The organism is Flavobacteriales bacterium (assembly GCA_030584065.1).
Lineage (GTDB): Bacteria > Bacteroidota > Bacteroidia > Flavobacteriales_F > PHOS-HE28 > PHOS-HE28.
In genome coordinates, this window is sequence record CP129489.1 from 524015 (window position 1) to 539389 (window position 15375).

General features: G+C 66.1%; 15 protein-coding genes. 13 read left to right on the plus strand and 2 right to left on the minus strand.

Annotated elements, in window-relative coordinates:
• Positions 1–5 precede the first annotated feature (5 nt).
• From QY325_02225 to QY325_02275, 11 genes are all read left to right on the plus strand, one after another.
• Positions 6–773 (plus strand): ABC transporter permease, encoded by a 768-nt coding sequence (locus tag QY325_02225; GenBank protein WKZ66748.1) that lies wholly within the window; start codon positions 6–8, stop codon positions 771–773.
• A 3-nt stretch (positions 774–776) separates the two neighbouring features.
• Positions 777–944, plus strand: coding sequence for a hypothetical protein (locus QY325_02230; protein WKZ66749.1), 168 nt, complete (start codon positions 777–779; stop codon positions 942–944).
• 23 nt (positions 945–967) lie between these two features.
• Positions 968–1210 (plus strand): hypothetical protein, encoded by a 243-nt coding sequence (locus QY325_02235; protein ID WKZ66750.1) that lies wholly within the window; start codon positions 968–970, stop codon positions 1208–1210.
• 95 nt (positions 1211–1305) lie between these two features.
• Positions 1306–1866, plus strand: coding sequence for a fasciclin domain-containing protein (locus QY325_02240; GenBank protein WKZ66751.1), 561 nt, complete (start codon positions 1306–1308; stop codon positions 1864–1866).
• A gap of 355 nt (positions 1867–2221) precedes the next feature.
• Positions 2222–4783, plus strand: a complete 2562-nt coding sequence (locus QY325_02245) for an adenosylcobalamin-dependent ribonucleoside-diphosphate reductase (protein WKZ66752.1) — start codon at positions 2222–2224, stop codon at positions 4781–4783.
• Positions 4784–4841: 58 nt separating this feature from the next.
• A complete protein-coding gene (locus tag QY325_02250) occupies positions 4842–5237 on the plus strand; it encodes a cytochrome c (GenBank protein WKZ66753.1) in 396 nt (131 codons plus the stop codon).
• A complete protein-coding gene (locus QY325_02255; GenBank protein ID WKZ66754.1) occupies positions 5234–6604 on the plus strand; it encodes a cbb3-type cytochrome c oxidase subunit I in 1371 nt (456 codons plus the stop codon). The genes QY325_02250 and QY325_02255 overlap by 4 nt, the downstream gene beginning before the upstream one ends.
• Before the next feature lie 2 nt (positions 6605–6606).
• Positions 6607–7575, plus strand: a complete 969-nt coding sequence (gene nadA, locus QY325_02260) for a quinolinate synthase NadA (GenBank protein ID WKZ66755.1) — start codon at positions 6607–6609, stop codon at positions 7573–7575.
• Complete coding sequence (gene nadB, locus QY325_02265; GenBank protein WKZ66756.1) at positions 7572–9119, plus strand: L-aspartate oxidase; 1548 nt, start codon at positions 7572–7574, stop codon at positions 9117–9119. Before nadA ends, nadB begins: the two co-directional genes overlap by 4 nt.
• A 139-nt stretch (positions 9120–9258) precedes the next feature.
• Complete coding sequence (locus QY325_02270) at positions 9259–11094, plus strand: hypothetical protein (GenBank protein ID WKZ66757.1); 1836 nt, start codon at positions 9259–9261, stop codon at positions 11092–11094.
• Positions 11095–11119: 25 nt separating this feature from the next.
• Positions 11120–12502: a tyrosine phenol-lyase gene (locus tag QY325_02275; GenBank protein ID WKZ66758.1), complete on the plus strand. Its 1383-nt coding sequence runs from the start codon at positions 11120–11122 to the stop codon at positions 12500–12502.
• A gap of 10 nt (positions 12503–12512) precedes the next feature.
• On the opposite strand, the gene QY325_02280 is transcribed toward QY325_02275, so the two are convergent.
• Positions 12513–12866 (minus strand): DUF2024 family protein, encoded by a 354-nt coding sequence (locus QY325_02280; GenBank protein WKZ66759.1) that lies wholly within the window; start codon positions 12864–12866, stop codon positions 12513–12515.
• A gap of 100 nt (positions 12867–12966) precedes the next feature.
• On the opposite strand from QY325_02280, the gene QY325_02285 reads away from it, so the two are divergent.
• Positions 12967–13203 carry a thioredoxin family protein gene (locus QY325_02285; GenBank protein ID WKZ66760.1) on the plus strand — a complete coding sequence of 79 codons (237 nt, stop codon included), beginning with the start codon at positions 12967–12969 and terminating at the stop codon, positions 13201–13203.
• A gap of 71 nt (positions 13204–13274) precedes the next feature.
• Complete coding sequence (locus QY325_02290) at positions 13275–13859, plus strand: helix-turn-helix domain-containing protein (GenBank protein ID WKZ66761.1); 585 nt, start codon at positions 13275–13277, stop codon at positions 13857–13859.
• Positions 13860–13930: 71 nt separating this feature from the next.
• Here the strand turns inward: QY325_02290 and QY325_02295 are convergent, their stop codons facing one another.
• Entirely contained in the window at positions 13931–15370 is a 1440-nt protein-coding gene (locus tag QY325_02295) for a TolC family protein (GenBank protein WKZ66762.1), read from the minus strand.
• Positions 15371–15375: the final 5 nt, after the last annotated feature.

Genomic DNA, 15375 nt, shown 5'->3' on the forward strand with positions numbered 1-15375 from the left:
CGGCGATGGGCAAGGTCTACAAGTACACATTGATCGACCTGGCGCGGAACCGGTTCGTAATGGGCTATGCACTGCTGCTGCTCGCCCTTTCACAGGGGCTCTTCGTCCTGGAGGACGATCCCATGAAGGCCATGCTGAGCCTGGTGCAGGTGGTGCTCGTGCTCGTTCCGCTCATCGCCCTGATCTTCACGGTGGTCTACCTCTACGACATCCAGGAGTTCACGCAGCTGCTCGCGGTGCAGCCCATCGGCCGCAAGGCCATCCTGGCCGGCCAGCTGATGGCCTTGGCCACGGCATTGCTGCTGGCGCAGGGCTTCGGACTGGGGCTCCCCTTGCTGGTGAATGCGCCCGGGCCGTCGGCCGTGGTCCTTTCGCTGGCGGGCTCGGCGCTTGTGCTCGTCTTCGCCGCGCTGGGAGCGCTCATCGCCCTCAGGCAGCGCGAGAAGGCCCGGGGGGTGGGCCTGGCGCTTGTCCTCTGGCTCGGATTCGTGCTGGTCTACGATGCGGTGCTGATGTGGCTGATGTTCGTCACCAGCGAATACCCCATCGAGCCCTTCGTCGTTCCGCTCGCAGCGCTCAATCCCGTCGATCTGGCGCGCATCATGGTGATGCTGGAGATCGACCTGGCGGCGATGATGGGCTACAGCGGCGCCGTGTACAAGAGCTTCTTCGGCAGCGCCGCAGGCATGGCCATGGCTGCGGCCATCCTGTCCCTATGGGTGGTCCTCCCCGCATGGGGCGGTTTCCGCGTATTCGGGAAGAAGGACCTCTAGGGCATGCCCCATACCTGGCTGCTCATACTGCATCTGCTCGGGGCCTCCATCTGGGTGGGCGGGCACCTGGTGCTGCTGCTCACGGTGCTTCCCGGGGCCTTGAAGGCGAGGGATGCGGAGCGCATCCTGGCCTTCGAGCGGGGTAGGAGCGGATCGGCATCCCGGCGCTGATCGTTCAGGCGGTTACCGGGCTTATGCTTGCGCACCATTACGTGCCTGGAATCATCAATGCCTTCACGTTCAGCGACCGGGTCCAGGCCATCGTGGCCGCGAAGATCCTCCTGCTCTCGGCCACCGCGCTTGTCGGGACCCATGCCCGGCTGCGGGTCATCCCGCGCCTCACTCCGGACCGCCTGCGCGGCCATGCGGTGCATATCTCCCTGGTCACCGCCCTGGCCGTGGCCTTGCTGGTCCACGGCTCCTTGGTCCGGGCCTGAGCGAGCATTTTTCCTCGTAGGCTGATATGAGTCATGAAACGGATAGAAGGGTCCCTTGATATTCGTGGCATCAGACAGTCACCAAACCCGAACCCATGAAACCGAAGACCTACCGAATTCCCTTGCACCTGATGGGGTTGCTCCTGTTCGCCGCGTGCGGAGCTCCCGCCGAGGAGGCCGCTGCGCCTGTTGAGTCCGGAGCCCCAGCTGCGGGCCAGAGCGCTGTCGTAGACGAGACCAGCAAGCCTACTGTTGTCGGGGTGGCGGTTAAGTCACCCGACCATAAGACGCTGGTGGCGGCGGTGCAGCATGTCAAGTACGAGGATGTGCTCTCCAATGCAGGGCCTTTCACCGTGTATGCGCCTACGGATGCTGCCTTCAATGCGCTGCCTGCCGGTACGCTGGATGAGCTGCTGAAGCCCGAGAACAAGGAGAAGCTGCAGGACATCCTGGAGTATCATGTTGCCTTGGGTGTGTTCTCCCCCGAGAGGATGACCAACGGCCGCAAGCTGAACATGGCCAACCTCAAGGACACGAAGTTCTCCGTGGCGGAGGATGGCAGCGTGATGATCAACGACGCCAAGGTGCTGGGCACCGCGGAAGCGGCCAATGGGCTTGTCGTTGTCATCGACAAGGTGCTCCTGCCACCGCAGTGAGCGGATCGCAAACGCCGTTCCCGTGAGTGGTATCCCGGAGCGGTGAAAGTCGGCGAAGGCGCCCCACGGGGCGCCTTCGCTGGTTCGGTGCGGTTCGCCGGGAGACCGTAGTTTTCAACACCCCGGTTCTTGCACCATGCGCATGTGCGCGTGCATGCCGCATCTAACTTGGCAGTGCCGGGCCGGAGCCCCGTCCTGCGCGGCGTATCCGCCATTCCTGACCGGATGGCCGCAACCGCTGGGGCTTCGCGCGCACGTTGAAAACCCTGTTGATGGATGAGATGGTGAATATGACATGAATCATGATCGTGGGTCGGGGCCGCCGGGAGTTTTGCCGGCCTTCAACCTTCCGATCATGCAGACCATCACCGCCCCGCAGCGCCTAGCCATGACAGAGCAGCCGATAGCCCCGTTGAGCAAGGAGGAGGTCCAGGAGCGGGCGCTCGCCTATTTCCAGGGCGATGACCTGGCGGCCAGCACATGGGCCAACAAGTACGCGCTCCGCGACCCGGAGGGCCGGTTCCTGGAGGCCACGCCGGCGGATATGCACCGACGCATGGCCAGGGAGTTCGCGCGCATCGAAGCCGCCTACGGAGCGGTTCCAGCCGCCAAGCGCGGCCTGCTCTCCGCCTATGGGCAGCGGCGCCACCGGCTCGATGAGGACCGCATCTTCCGCCTCTTCGATGGATTCGGCGACGTGGTCCCCCAAGGCAGCGTCATGGCCTCCTTGGGCGACCCCTACCGGCTGGCCTCACTCAGCAACTGCGTCGTAGTCCCATCGCCGCTCGACAGCTACGGGGGGATCTTCCGCAACGACCAGCAGCTGGCGCAGCTCTTCAAGCGGCGCTGCGGCGTCGGGTTCGACCTGAGCACCCTGCGCCCCGAGGGCGCCGTGGTGAGCAACGCGGCCCGCACGAGCACGGGCGCGGTGAGCTTCATGGAGCGCTTCAGCAACACCACCCGGGAAGTGGCGCAGAAGGGCAGGAGAGGGGCGCTCATGCTCACCATGGACATCGCGCATCCGGATGTGGAGCGCTTCATCACCATCAAGCAGGACCTCAGCAAGGTGACCGGCGCGAACATCAGCGTGCGGGTCAGCGATGAGTTCCTCCGGGCGGTCGAGGCCGATGGGGAGTTCGCGCTGCGGTGGCCGATCGATGCAGCTGTGCCGTCGGTCACCCGCACGGTGAAGGCGCGCGACCTGTGGGCCACGCTCATCCAATGCGCGCACCGCACGGCTGAGCCCGGAATCATCCTCTGGGACCGCCAGCACCGGTACTCCACCAGTTCAGTGTATCCGGGGTTCCGCAATGAGAGCACGAATCCGTGCAGCGAGATCGCCATGCAGGGCGGCGACAGCTGCCGGCTCATGGCCATCAACCTCTACAGCTTCGTCAACGACCCCTTCACGGTGCGCGCCTGGTTCGACCACGAGCGCTTCGCCGCAGTCGCCTACGAGGCGCAGCGGCTGATGGATGACCTGGTGGACCTGGAGCTGGAGGCCGTGGACCGCATCCTGGCCAAAGTGGAGAGCGACCCCGAGCCCGATGATGTGAAGCGCGTAGAGCGCGAGACCTGGCAGCTGCTGCGGGAGACAGGGCGCAAGGGGCGTCGGACCGGGCTTGGCTTCACGGGGCTGGCCGATGCATTGGCGGCGCTCAACCTGAAGTACGACAGCGACGCGGCCATCGAGGCCGCGGAGGACATCATGCGTACCAAATGCCGCGCGGAGTTCGACAGCAGCATCGATATGGCCATCGAGCGGGGCGCCTTCGAGGGCTTCGATCCCGCCATCGAGCGCACCTCGGAGTTCGTCGGCATGCTGGAGCGTGAACTGCCGGAGGTGCATGACCGCATGATGCGGCACGGCAGGCGGAACATCAGCCTGAGCACGGTGGCGCCCACGGGCACGCTGAGCCTGCTCACGCGCACCAGCAGCGGGATCGAGCCGGTGTACATGCTGGGCTATACGCGGCGCCGCAAGGTGGTGCCGGGCGATCCCAAGGCCAAGGTGAGCTTCACCGATGCGCTCGGGGACCAGTGGGAGGAGTTCACGGTGCACCACCCTCGGCTGCTGGACTGGATGAAGGCGACCGGAAGGACCGATGGAAAGGAGAGCCCTTACGCCGGAGCCACGGCGAACGACATCGACTGGCACAGGCGCGTGAGGATGCAGGCCGTGGTGCAGAAGTACACCACGCATTCCATCAGCAGCACCATCAACCTGCCTTCAACGGCGACGGTGGAGGAGGTGGGCGGCATCTACCTGGAGGCCTGGCATCAAGGATTGAAGGGCATCACGGTGTACAGGGATGGCAGCCGGAGCGGTGTCCTCGTCTCCACCGATGAGAAGAAGGACGAGGCGCACCAGCCGGTGAAGCGCCCCGAGCGCCTCGAGGCCGATGTGCTGCGCTTCCATAACGAGACCGAGCCGTGGATCGCCGTGGTGGGGCTCCTTGACGGCAAGCCCTACGAGATATTCACGGGCAAGGCGAATGGCGGGTTCGAGCTGCCCAAATGGGTGAGCCGCGGATGGGTGGTGAAACGCCGCGACCCCAAGCGCGACAAGAGCATCTACGACTTGGAGTACGCCGATGCGGACGATTACAGGGTCACGGTGCAGGGCTTGAGCCGGACCTTCAATCCGGAGTTCTGGAACTACGCCATCCTCATCAGCGGCATGCTGCGGCAGGGGATGCCGTTGCCCCAGGTGGTGGACGTGGTGGCCAATCTCCATCTCTATGATGCCACGCTGAACACCTGGAAGAACGGGGTGGTGAGGGCGCTGCAGCGCTACATCCCCGATGGCACGCAGGCAAAGGGGCGGACCTGTCCGGATTGCGGCGACACGGAGGGGCTCTACTACGAGGAGGGCTGCCTGAAGTGCCGGAGCTGCGGGAGCACGAAGTGCGGATAGCCTGATATCGGTCATCATATACGGATGGGAAAGTCCGATATTTGCGGTCATCACCGCCATGTGGAAGCGTCATGTCCTCATCGGTCTGCTCGTCGCCTATGGCGCCGGGTCATGGTTCGCCTACCAGGGCAGCGGGCGGAGCGACATCGCTGGCGCGGAGGTCCGGTCCGGGATGCGGGTGTGGCAGGAGAGCAACTGCGTGGGCTGCCACCAGCTCTACGGGCTCGGTGGATACATGGGCCCGGACCTTACCAATGCGCACGGCGACCAAGGCCCCGAGCGCATACGGACCTTCGTCCGCTACGGCACCGGGCGAATGCCGGCGCATGACCTCGATGACCGTGAGCTGGATGACCTGGTCGCCTTCCTGGCCTGGGTGGACCGGTCGGGCCGCAGCCGCGTCCCGGCTGAGGCGGTGCATTGGACGGGCACCTATATCCTGGAGCCGCGATGACGGGCGTTGTCCGCTGGCATGTCACGCTCGCCCTGGCGATGCTCCTTGTGGCGCTCGTGCTCGGGGTGGTGGCCGCGCTCGCTTACCTGTCGCCTGAGGCGGCTGCTGTGCTGCCGTTCCAGCAATTACGGCCGATGCATGTGTCAGCGGCGCTGTTCTGGATCATCACCGGTGCGTCAGCCGTGGTGATGCGCTTCAAGGACGATGCTTTCGGAGCTGCGCGGTCCACGGCACTGCACACGGCCTTCCTGGTCGTCTGGTCGGTGTCGCTCGTGCTGGTCTTCGGCTCCTACGGCGCCATGCGCTTCGGCGGGCGCGAGTACTGGGAGTTCCCGCCGGTGATCGCTCTCCCGCTCCTGGGGGCCTGGCTGTTGCTGCTCCTGGACTACATGCGGAGCTGGTACCGACGTGATTCCGATCCGCCGCTCTACGTATGGATGTGGACCACGGGAGTGGTGTTCTTCCTAATCACCTTCGTGGAGCAGAATCTCTGGCAGATCCCCTGGTTCAGGGAGAATTACATGCGTGAGCTCATCGTGCAATGGAAGTCCAACGGCGCCATGGTGGGCGCCTGGAACCAGATGATCTACGGCACGGCGCTCTACCTGATGGTGCGCATCAGCGGGGATGAGGGCCTGGCGCGTGGCCCGCGGGCCTTCGCCTTCTGGTTCCTCGGTCTCTCGAACCTCATGTTCAACTGGGGCCATCATCTCTACAACGCGCCCACGGCCTCGTGGATACGACACCTGGCCTATGGGATCAGCATGGCGGAATGGGTCCTGCTCATCGGCATCGTGCGGGGGTTCCGCGCCAAGCTGGCCGAGCGCGGCCGCTTTGGGCACCGGGTCGCCTATCGCTTCCTGTTCGCGGCGGAGGTGTGGGTGTTCCTCAACCTCTTCCTCGCGCTCCTCATGTCGATTCCCGCGATCAACCGCTACACGCACGGCACGCACATCACTGTGGCGCATGCCATGGGAGCGACCATCGGCATCAATACCATGATCCTGCTGGGCGCGCTGGCCCACCTGCTGCATGCCGGCGTCAGAGGGGTTGGGGAGCGATGGATCGACCTCGGACGCCGGTTGGCCATGGGCAGCCTGCTCATCTTCTGGCTGGCGCTGCTCGCGACAGGGGCCATCAAGGGCTGGCGATCCACGGCGTTGGGCATCACCGATCACCAAGCGCTGATGCAGCCGCTGCAGCCGCTGCTCATTGCCTTCGCCGTGGCGGGTGTGGGCGTGATGACCGGCTTGGGTGCCGTGGCCGTGGCCTTGCTCCGCGCGGCCTGGTCGCCACGCCTCCTCCAGAGCGCTCAGCATGAACCCCTCGTGCAGGGGGCGGCCCGCACAGGGGAATCAAGGCCATGACAATGGAAGCCACTGCCGTTCCCGCAAGGGTCGCCGCTGAGCCCGACAGGGCCCTCAGTGCAGAGATCATCAGGCTGAAGCGCGAGCGCAACGCGGTGATCCTTGCGCACTACTACCAGACCCCGGAGATCCAGGAGCTCGCGGATTTCGTCGGCGATAGCCTTTCGCTGGCGCAGGCTGCCGACCGCGCTCGCGCCGAGGTCATCCTGTTCTGCGGCGTCCACTTCATGGCCGAGACGGCCAAGATCCTCAATCCTGGGCGGACGGTCCTGGTCCCTGACCTCGCCGCAGGATGCTCCCTGGCCGATGGCGCCCCTGCAGAGGCCTTCGCGCAGTTCCTTGACAGTCACCCCGATCATCTGGTGGTGAGCTACATCAATTGCAGCGCAGCCGTGAAGGCGATGAGCGACATCATCTGCACCAGCAGCAACGCGGTGCGCGTGGTGAACAGCCTGCCGGCGGACCGCCCTGTCATCTTCGCGCCGGACAAGCACCTGGGCGCCTATGTGCAGCGCATCACCGGCAGGCGCATGCTGCTCTGGGACGGAAGCTGCGAGGTGCACGAGGCCATCAGCGCCGACAAGCTGAGGCTGCTGATGGGAAAGCACCCTGAGGCCAAGCTCATCGCTCACCCGGAGTGCCCGCATGACATCCTCGCCGAGGCGGATCACGTGGGTTCGACCGCCTCGATGCTCGACTTCGTGCGGCGAGACGGGGGGCACGCCTACATCGTGGCCACGGAGGCGGGCATCCTTCATGGCATGCGAAAGACTGTGCCAGGCAAGTTGCTGATACCGGCACCGGTCTTCGCGGAGAACACCTGCGCCTGCAGCGAATGCCCCTACATGAAGCTGAATACGGTGCGGAAGATGCGCGATGCGCTGCTCGGATTGCGTCCGGAGGTGATATTGCCGGAAGCCGTCAGGGTCGGAGCTGAGCGGGCCTTGCGCCGGATGCTCGCGCTGGGATGAGACCGAGGGAGGTGATCGTGGTGGGGGGCGGGATCGCAGGCATGGCTTGCGCGGCCCGACTGGCACTGACGGCCGGGCATGGCGGTATGTCCATCGTGATGCTCACCAAGGCACCGGTCCAGGGTAGCAGCTCCTACGCCGCTCAAGGGGGGGTGGCGGCCGTGATGGACGGGGGGGACAGCTTCGAGCGGCATATCGGGGATACCCTCCGGGTGGGTGAGGGGCGGAATGACCGGAGGATCGTGGAGCTCGTGGTTCGCCAGGCGCCGGCGGTGATCAGGGAATTGCTCGCCCAAGGGGCGCGCTTCGATGCCGATGCCGATGGCCACCTGCTTCTGGCGCGGGAGGGTGGGCACAGCGCTGCCCGCGTGGTGCATCATCTCGACCGCACCGGTGAGGAGATCGTAAGGGTGCTGCGCCGTCAAGTGCGCGATGAGCCTTCAGTCACGTTGATGGAAGGGCAGCGCGTGGTCGACCTCCTGGTGAGGGAGGGCGACGAGAGGCGGTGCATCGGTGTGCGCGCCATCGACCTGGCCACGGGCGACATGCACGACCGGTTCGCTGATGCGGTGGTGCTGGCCACCGGAGGGATCGGACAGGTCTTCATGCACACAACCAATCCGCCGGATGCAACGGGTGATGGCATCGCGATGGCGGTGCGCGCCGGCGTCCCGGTGCGCGACATGGCCTTCGTCCAGTTCCACCCCACTGCGCTGCACACCGGTGCGCAGGGTCAGGTGCCGCTCATCAGCGAAGCGGTGCGGGGTGCGGGCGCACGCCTGCTGCGCCACGATGGCCGGCCGCTGATGGATGGCGTGCATCCATCTGGCGACCTTGCGCCGCGCAATGTGGTGGCCCGCGCGATACAGGAGGAGATGAGGCGATCGGGATTGCCGTATGCACTGCTCGATGCCGGTCCCATCGGCACCGCCCGCTTCATGCGGGAGTTCCCTGCCATCGACCGCGATTGCCGACGGATCGGCCTGGTGCCCGGGCGCGATCCGCTTCCGGTGATGCCGGCAGCGCATTACCTCTGCGGCGGCATCGCCACCGACGACAGCGGGCGTACCGCCCTGAGCGGGCTCTACGCACTGGGGGAATGCGCTGGCACCGGACTGCATGGTGCGGATCGCCTGGCGTCGAATTCGCTGCTCGAAGCGCTCGTGATGCCGCGCCGCGCCGCCGATGCCATCCGTGAAGCACCGCATTGCGAGGGAGGCTCGCTGCCACGGCGCCAATGGCCATCGAAGCTGTCGAGGTCGGCGCCAACGGGCGCACTGCGCGCCATTTCCGCGCTGCGTCATGCCATGTCCATGCATGCCGGCACGTTGCGCGATCCCGAGGGGCTGGCGATGGCCATGCGGATGGTGGCCAGGTGCGAGCGTGCCTTGGGGCCGATGTGGGTGCGCCGACGCTGGTCGCTGGAGCTCATCAATCTGCGGGATTTGGCCGCAGTGGCTCGAGCGGTGCTCGAAGGAGCCCTGGCAGAGCCTGTCAGCGCAGGCACCCATCACCTGGTGGACCGGAAGCCCGTTGAGCTGTGATGGCACGGGGAGAGCCGGCCATTGCGGGGCATGGTGCGGTTACAGTGCCCGCCGGTGCGGGGCGATCCTCATCAGGAATGATCGCAGGAATATGATGCGAATCAGTTCCGGTGATGAAGCTCCCCAGGAACTTCGCGTGATGCGCAGCCCAGAAACCGCGGCCGTGCGCGGCCCCCACACCTTCCACATCCCCGTCATGGGGCTGGGCTATACCATCGACACCCCGTTGAAGGTGGCCCATCTCGGCATCTCATCCGTGGTGTCCATCATCGAGGACGAGCTCATCGAACGGATGCGTGCGCACCACGCGGCCTTGAACGACGAGCCCTGCGAGGCCATCCCCAAACCTTCCCCCGACCACCGCGCGCGGCGCATCACGGCCTACCTCGACCTGTTGCAGCGTCTGGTGGAGCGCAACACGGCGCGGGTGCGGGCCACGCCGCTGGCACCCGGCGCGGAGAGCGGCTTGTACTTCGAGCTTTTGCCACCGGGCTCACCCTTGCAGGAAAGGTACCAGCAGGTAATGGCCATGGCGCCGGGCCCCGAGCGCGAGATGGCAGAGGAGGCCTTGCGGGCGCGCATCACGCCGGGCGCCATCGATGTGAACATCATGGCCAAGATCGATCCCACGAACTACGGTCCGGATGGCGTGCCCCTGCCCGATGCGTTCTGCGATGCCATGGCCGCCTTCCGCGGGTTCGCCAACAGCACGCTCAGCTCCGCCGTGGTGCTCAGCGCGGGCTACAACCCCAGGCTCTACAACTACATCGCGCAGTTCGCCGACTTCCTGCCCGATGCGGAAGGGAAGCTGCGCAAGAAGGTCATCCTCAAGGTGAGCGACCTGCGTTCGGCCCAGGTGCAGGGGCGTTTGCTGGCGAAGAAGGGCGTTTGGGTGTCCGAGTTCCGGATCGAATCGGGCCTCAACTGCGGCGGGCATGCCTTCGCGACGGACGGCCTGCTGATGGGGCCGATCCTGCAGGACTTCGCCGAGCACAGGAGCGCGCTGGCCCGGGAGCTCTACACCACCTGCAACGAGGTGCTGGCGGGGCAGGGCAGGGCGGTGTTCCAGGAACTGCCTGCGCAGCGCATCACCGCACAGGGCGGCATCGGCACGGCGGCGGAGGACCGCTTCCTGCTGGAGCACTACGGTGTGGACGGCACCGGGTGGGGCAGTCCCTTCCTGCTGGTGCCCGAGGCCACCAACGTGGACGAGGCCACCCTGCATCAGCTCACCCACGCACGCCCCGAGGACTTCTTCCTCAGCAACGCCTCGCCGCTGGGCGTGCCCTTCCACAACTTCAGGCCGAGCAGCTCGGAGCAGCAGCGGCTGGCCCGCATCGCCAAGGGACGGCCGGGCAGCCCGTGCTACAAGGAGTTCCTCAGCAGCAACACCGAGTTCACCGAGCGGCCCATCTGCACCGCCTCGCGCCAGTACCAGCACCTGAAGCTGCAGCAGTTGCGCGCCACCCTCACCGATCCCGTTGCGCTGGCCCGCGAAGAGGCGGCCGTCATGGACAAGGACTGCCTGTGCGAAGGGCTGGGGGCCGGTGCGCTGCTGAAGGCCGGGCTTTCGCCCGCGCACAAGCTGGAGGCCGTGGCCATCTGTCCGGGACCCAACACCGCCTACTTCAGCCAGGTGGTGTCCCTGCGCACCATGGTGGACCACATCTATGGGCGCACCGATCTGCTGGCGGAGGTGGAACGGCCCCACATGTTCATCAAGGAACTGGGGCTCTACGTGGATCACTACAAGCGCGAACTGGAGCGCTGCGCCAGTGAGATGAACGCGAAGCAACGCCGCCGCCTCACCACCTTCCGGGACAACCTGTTGGAGGGCATGCGGCACTATGGCGCGTTGGTGCAGAGCGCCTTCGCCGATGCGGCCCAGGATGCGGAACGCTTCCGCGCGGCCTTGGAGCAGCAGGCCGACGAGGTGCGTGCGCTGCTCCTTCCCGATGCCCAGCCCGTGGCCTGACAACGACCGAACACCTGCGAACCCCATGCACAAGACATCCTGGGCCGAGCCCTTCAAGATCAAGATGGTCGAACCGCTGTTCATGACCACGCGTGAGCAGCGCGTGAAGGCCATTGAGGAAGCGGGCTACAACACCTTCCTGCTGCCCTCCGAGCTGGTCTACATCGACCTGCTCACGGACAGCGGCACCAGCGCCATGAGCGACCGCCAATGGGCAGGGCTCATGCTCGGCGATGAGGCCTATGCCGGCAGCCGCAACTACTACCACCTGGAGGAGGCGGTGAAGAAGTTCTACGGCTACAAATACCTCGTGCCCACCCACCAGGGACGCGGCGCCGAGAACATCCTCTCGCAGATCCTGATCAAGCCCGGCGACATCGTGCCCGGCAACATGTACTTCACCACCACCAAGCTCCACCAGGAGCTGGCGGGCGGCACCTTCGTGGACATCATCGTGGACGAGGCGCACGATCCGCGGAGCACCTTCCCCTTCAAGGGCAACGTGGACCTCGCCAAGCTGCAGCGCGTCATCGACGAGCACGGCGCGAAAAAGATCCCCTACGTCTCCATCGCCACCACGGTGAACATGGCCGGCGGGCAACCCATCTCCCTGGCCAACCTGAAGGCCCTGCGGGAGCTGACCGCGAAGCACGGCATCCGCATCATCCACGACATGACGCGCGTGGCCGAGAACGCGTACATGATCAAGCTGCTGGAGCCGGGACAGGCCGATCGCAGCGTGGCGGAGATCGTGCGGGAGATCTGCGCGCTCACCGACGGCGCCACCATGAGCGCCAAGAAGGACGCGCTGGTGAACATCGGCGGCTTCATGGCCACCAATGAGTGGGATGTGTTCGAGGAGGCGCGGAATAGGGTGGTGATCTACGAAGGACTGCACACCTACGGCGGGCTGGCCGGACGGGACATGGAGGCCATGGCCATCGGCATTGCCGAAAGCGTGCAGGACGACCACATCCGCGCGCGGGTGGGGCAGGTGTTCTACCTCGGGCAGAAGCTCATCGACATGGGCATCCCCATCGTACGGCCCGTGGGCACGCACGGCATCTTCCTGGATGCAAAGGCCTTCCTGCCGCACCTGCAGCAGACCGCCTTCCCCGCGCAGGCACTGGCCGCCGAGCTATACATCGACAGTGGGGTGCGCGCCATGGAGCGCGGCATCGTGAGCGCCGGCCGCGACAAGACCACCGGCGATCACTGCTACCCCGAGCTGGAGCTGGTGCGCCTCACCATCCCGCGTCGCGTGTACACGCAGGCCCACATGGACGTGGTGGCCGAGAGCGTGCAACGCGTGTATGAGCGCCGCGACCGCATCACCGGCCTGCGGATGACCTACGAGCCGAAGTACCTGCGCTTCTTCCAAGCGCGGTTCGAGCCGCTGGGGGCGTAGCGGCGGCCTCTCAGTCGCAGTTCTCCATCTCCAGGATGAAATAGCCCTGGCGGCGGATGTCGGCCTCCCATTGGGGGGGCAGTGCACGCACGTGGCAGAAGCGGCACTCCTTCGACGTGAGCGACTGTCCGCCCTGTCCCTTGCTTTCCAGGTACGCCCGTCCGTAGCCGTGGATCACGGCCGTGTCGCGCTGGCTACTGGGTGCGATGATGTCGAAGTGCATCACCCGGCCGTCCTTGCGGGTGACATAGGTGTCCCATACGGCCACTTCGGCCGTTCTCGCGTTGTCGTTCATGTTCGTGCGTTGTTGGGCATGCAGGCCGCTCCACAAAAGAAGGCCGGTCAGGAGGAGGGTCGTGCGCATCGGGATGTTGTCGGTGCGGGTCAAAGGTAAGGAAGCCTAACTATATTTGTCCCCGGGAGGACGTTCCCGCCCGATCACATCAACCCCTAACCCCAACAACATGGAAAAGGCAGTCTTCTACCATGCCGGTTGCCCGGTATGCATCAACGCGGAGGATCGGATCACCGAACTGGTGGACCGCAGCAGGTTCGAGGTGGAGCACGTTCATCTGGGCCAGGACCGCGGCCGCATTGCCGAGGCCGAGGCCGCCGGCGTGAAGAGCGTGCCCGCCCTGGTCATCGGCAGCGATGTGCTGCACATCAACCACGGCGCGAGCATGGCCGAGGTGAAGGGCTGAGGAGGCCCGGTTGAACAGCAGGGGACCCGGCCGTGCGTGCCGGGTCCCTTTGTTCACGATACCTTTCGACCATGGCCCGGAAACACGCCGCTGATGAAGCGCTGGATGCGCACCTGGCCCGGTTGCTGGAGCGCATCGGGGAGGTGGCGCGTGCCCTGCGTTGGCAGCAGGCCACGGGCGCCGGGCTCAGCCCCCTGCAGATCCGCATCCTGGGTTTCGTGTCCGACCACCCCGGTGAGCCCGTGGGCGTGGCGCGTTTGGCGGAAGAGCTGCAGGTGACACGGCCCACGGTGAGCGACAGTGTGGCGCTCCTGGTGGAACGCGGCCTGCTGCTGCGGAAGCCCGATCCGCACGATGGCCGCAGCCATGCGCTGCGGCTCACGGCGGCCGGGAGGCGCTGGCTGCCTGCGGGTGGGCCCTTCACCGAGGCGCTGGCCACCCTGCCCCTGCATGAACGCGAGACCCTGTTGCTGGCCTTGATGCGCCTGCTGGCGTCGCTGCTTGAAAGTGGTGATGTGCAGGTGCAACGCATGTGCTGGACCTGCGCACACTACCGCGGCGATCGCAAGGGCCGGCACCACTGCCAGTTGTTGGGAACGGACCTGGCCGTGGCCGAGCTGCGCACCGATTGCCCGGAGCACGAGGCGGCGGCCTGATCGCCGCGCGCCACGTTCACCCAGCCGGCGTGCCAGGCTTTACCTACGGGCCGGCCGGGCCACCAGCACGATCACGGACGCCGATCGGACCATCCGCCGCCCAGGGCCTTGTACAGGTCCACCAAGGCGAAGCGCTGCCGCTTCTGCACCTCCACCAGTTCCAGGTTCGCGGAAAGGGCGTTCTGTTGGGCCAGCAACACCTCGATGTAGCCGGCCTTCGCATTGCGGTAAAGCTCGCGCGATACGTCCACCGAGGCTTGCAGCACGTCGTTCCGTTGACGACGCAGGTCACCTGCCTCGCGCAATTTGCCCAGGTTGCTCAGCTCGTTCATCACCTCCACATGGCCGGTGATGATGCGTTGCTGGTAGGCGGACACGGCGGCGAGCTGCTGGGCGCTGGCCTCGCGGAAGCGTGCCTTGAGGGCGTTGCGGTTCAGCAGTGGGGTGAACAGGCCCCCCACCAAATGATAGGCAATGGATGAGGGGCTCTCGAACAGCAATGTCGGGTCGAAGGCCTGGTAGCCATAGCCCGCCGTGATGTTGAGGTTGGGCAGGAAGCCGGCACGCGCGGCCTTCAGGTCGAAGCGTGCGGCCATCAACTCCAGTTCGGCGGCGCGGATGTCGGGCCGGTTGCGCAGCAGTTGGGCGGGCAGGCCCACGGCGGGATCGGCGGGCAGCGGGCCGGCCAGGCCGGCGGCGTTGCGCTGCACGGGTTGCGGAAAACGGCCGAGCAGCAGGTTGATGAGGTTCTCGGTGGCCACGATGCGCTGTTCGATCTCCTTCTGCAGCGCCTTGGTGCCCAGGAGCTGTGCCTCGAACTGCTGCACGGCCAGCTCGTTCGCGCGTCCGGCGTCCTTCTGCCGCTCGATCACGTTCAGCGCCTCCTCCTGGCGCACCACCGTTTCGCGGAGGATGGCCAGTTCGTTGTCCAGCGCCACCAGTTCGTAGTAGGCCACCGCCACGTCGGCCACCACGTTGGTCATCACCAGGTGGGCGCCCTCCTGGCTGGCGAGCATGCGCGAAACGGCCGCTTTGCGCTGGTTGCGCAGGCGTCCCCAGATGTCCACCTCCCAGGTGGCCTGCAGGGCGATGTAGAGGTCGGGCAGGTCGATGGGCACGATCTTGCCGGGCACGATCTCGGTGACGATGTTGCCGGCCCCGTCCATGGTGTAGAGGCCGAAGCGGCGCATGGCGGCCGTGGTGTTGAGGCCCACGGTGGGGAGCTGCGCACCGCGCGCGGCACGGGCCCCGGCGCGGGCCATCTCCACGCGCTGCAGCGCCATCTGCAGGTCGAGGTTGCGGGCCAGCGCGGTGTCGATCAGCTGCACCAGCAGCGGGTCGTTGAAGTAGGTGCGCCAGTCGGTGGTGCCGGCGTTGGCCGTGTCAGCGGTGGTGCCGGCAAAGGACGCGGGCTGCGCCTGCTGCGGGGCCTTCAGCGGATCATCCAGGGAGGCACAACCGGTGAAGAGGGCGGCACCGAGGGCCAGGGCGGGAAGGTGGATGCGGGCCATGGTGC

Coding starts and splice junctions, on each gene's coding strand:
- QY325_02250 (WKZ66753.1), top strand. CDS start 4,842: ATGTGGAAGCGTCATGTCCTCATCGGTCTGCTCGTCGCCTATGGCGCC.
- nadB (WKZ66756.1), top strand. CDS start 7,572: ATGAGACCGAGGGAGGTGATCGTGGTGGGGGGCGGGATCGCAGGCATG.
- QY325_02295 (WKZ66762.1), bottom strand. CDS start 15,370: ATGGCCCGCATCCACCTTCCCGCCCTGGCCCTCGGTGCCGCCCTCTTC.
- QY325_02235 (WKZ66750.1), top strand. CDS start 968: ATGCTTGCGCACCATTACGTGCCTGGAATCATCAATGCCTTCACGTTC.
- QY325_02285 (WKZ66760.1), top strand. CDS start 12,967: ATGGAAAAGGCAGTCTTCTACCATGCCGGTTGCCCGGTATGCATCAAC.
- QY325_02240 (WKZ66751.1), top strand. CDS start 1,306: ATGAAACCGAAGACCTACCGAATTCCCTTGCACCTGATGGGGTTGCTC.
- QY325_02275 (WKZ66758.1), top strand. CDS start 11,120: ATGCACAAGACATCCTGGGCCGAGCCCTTCAAGATCAAGATGGTCGAA.
- QY325_02290 (WKZ66761.1), top strand. CDS start 13,275: ATGGCCCGGAAACACGCCGCTGATGAAGCGCTGGATGCGCACCTGGCC.
- QY325_02230 (WKZ66749.1), top strand. CDS start 777: ATGCCCCATACCTGGCTGCTCATACTGCATCTGCTCGGGGCCTCCATC.
- QY325_02270 (WKZ66757.1), top strand. CDS start 9,259: ATGCGCAGCCCAGAAACCGCGGCCGTGCGCGGCCCCCACACCTTCCAC.
- nadA (WKZ66755.1), top strand. CDS start 6,607: ATGGAAGCCACTGCCGTTCCCGCAAGGGTCGCCGCTGAGCCCGACAGG.
- QY325_02280 (WKZ66759.1), bottom strand. CDS start 12,866: ATGCGCACGACCCTCCTCCTGACCGGCCTTCTTTTGTGGAGCGGCCTG.
- QY325_02255 (WKZ66754.1), top strand. CDS start 5,234: ATGACGGGCGTTGTCCGCTGGCATGTCACGCTCGCCCTGGCGATGCTC.
- QY325_02225 (WKZ66748.1), top strand. CDS start 6: ATGGGCAAGGTCTACAAGTACACATTGATCGACCTGGCGCGGAACCGG.
- QY325_02245 (WKZ66752.1), top strand. CDS start 2,222: ATGCAGACCATCACCGCCCCGCAGCGCCTAGCCATGACAGAGCAGCCG.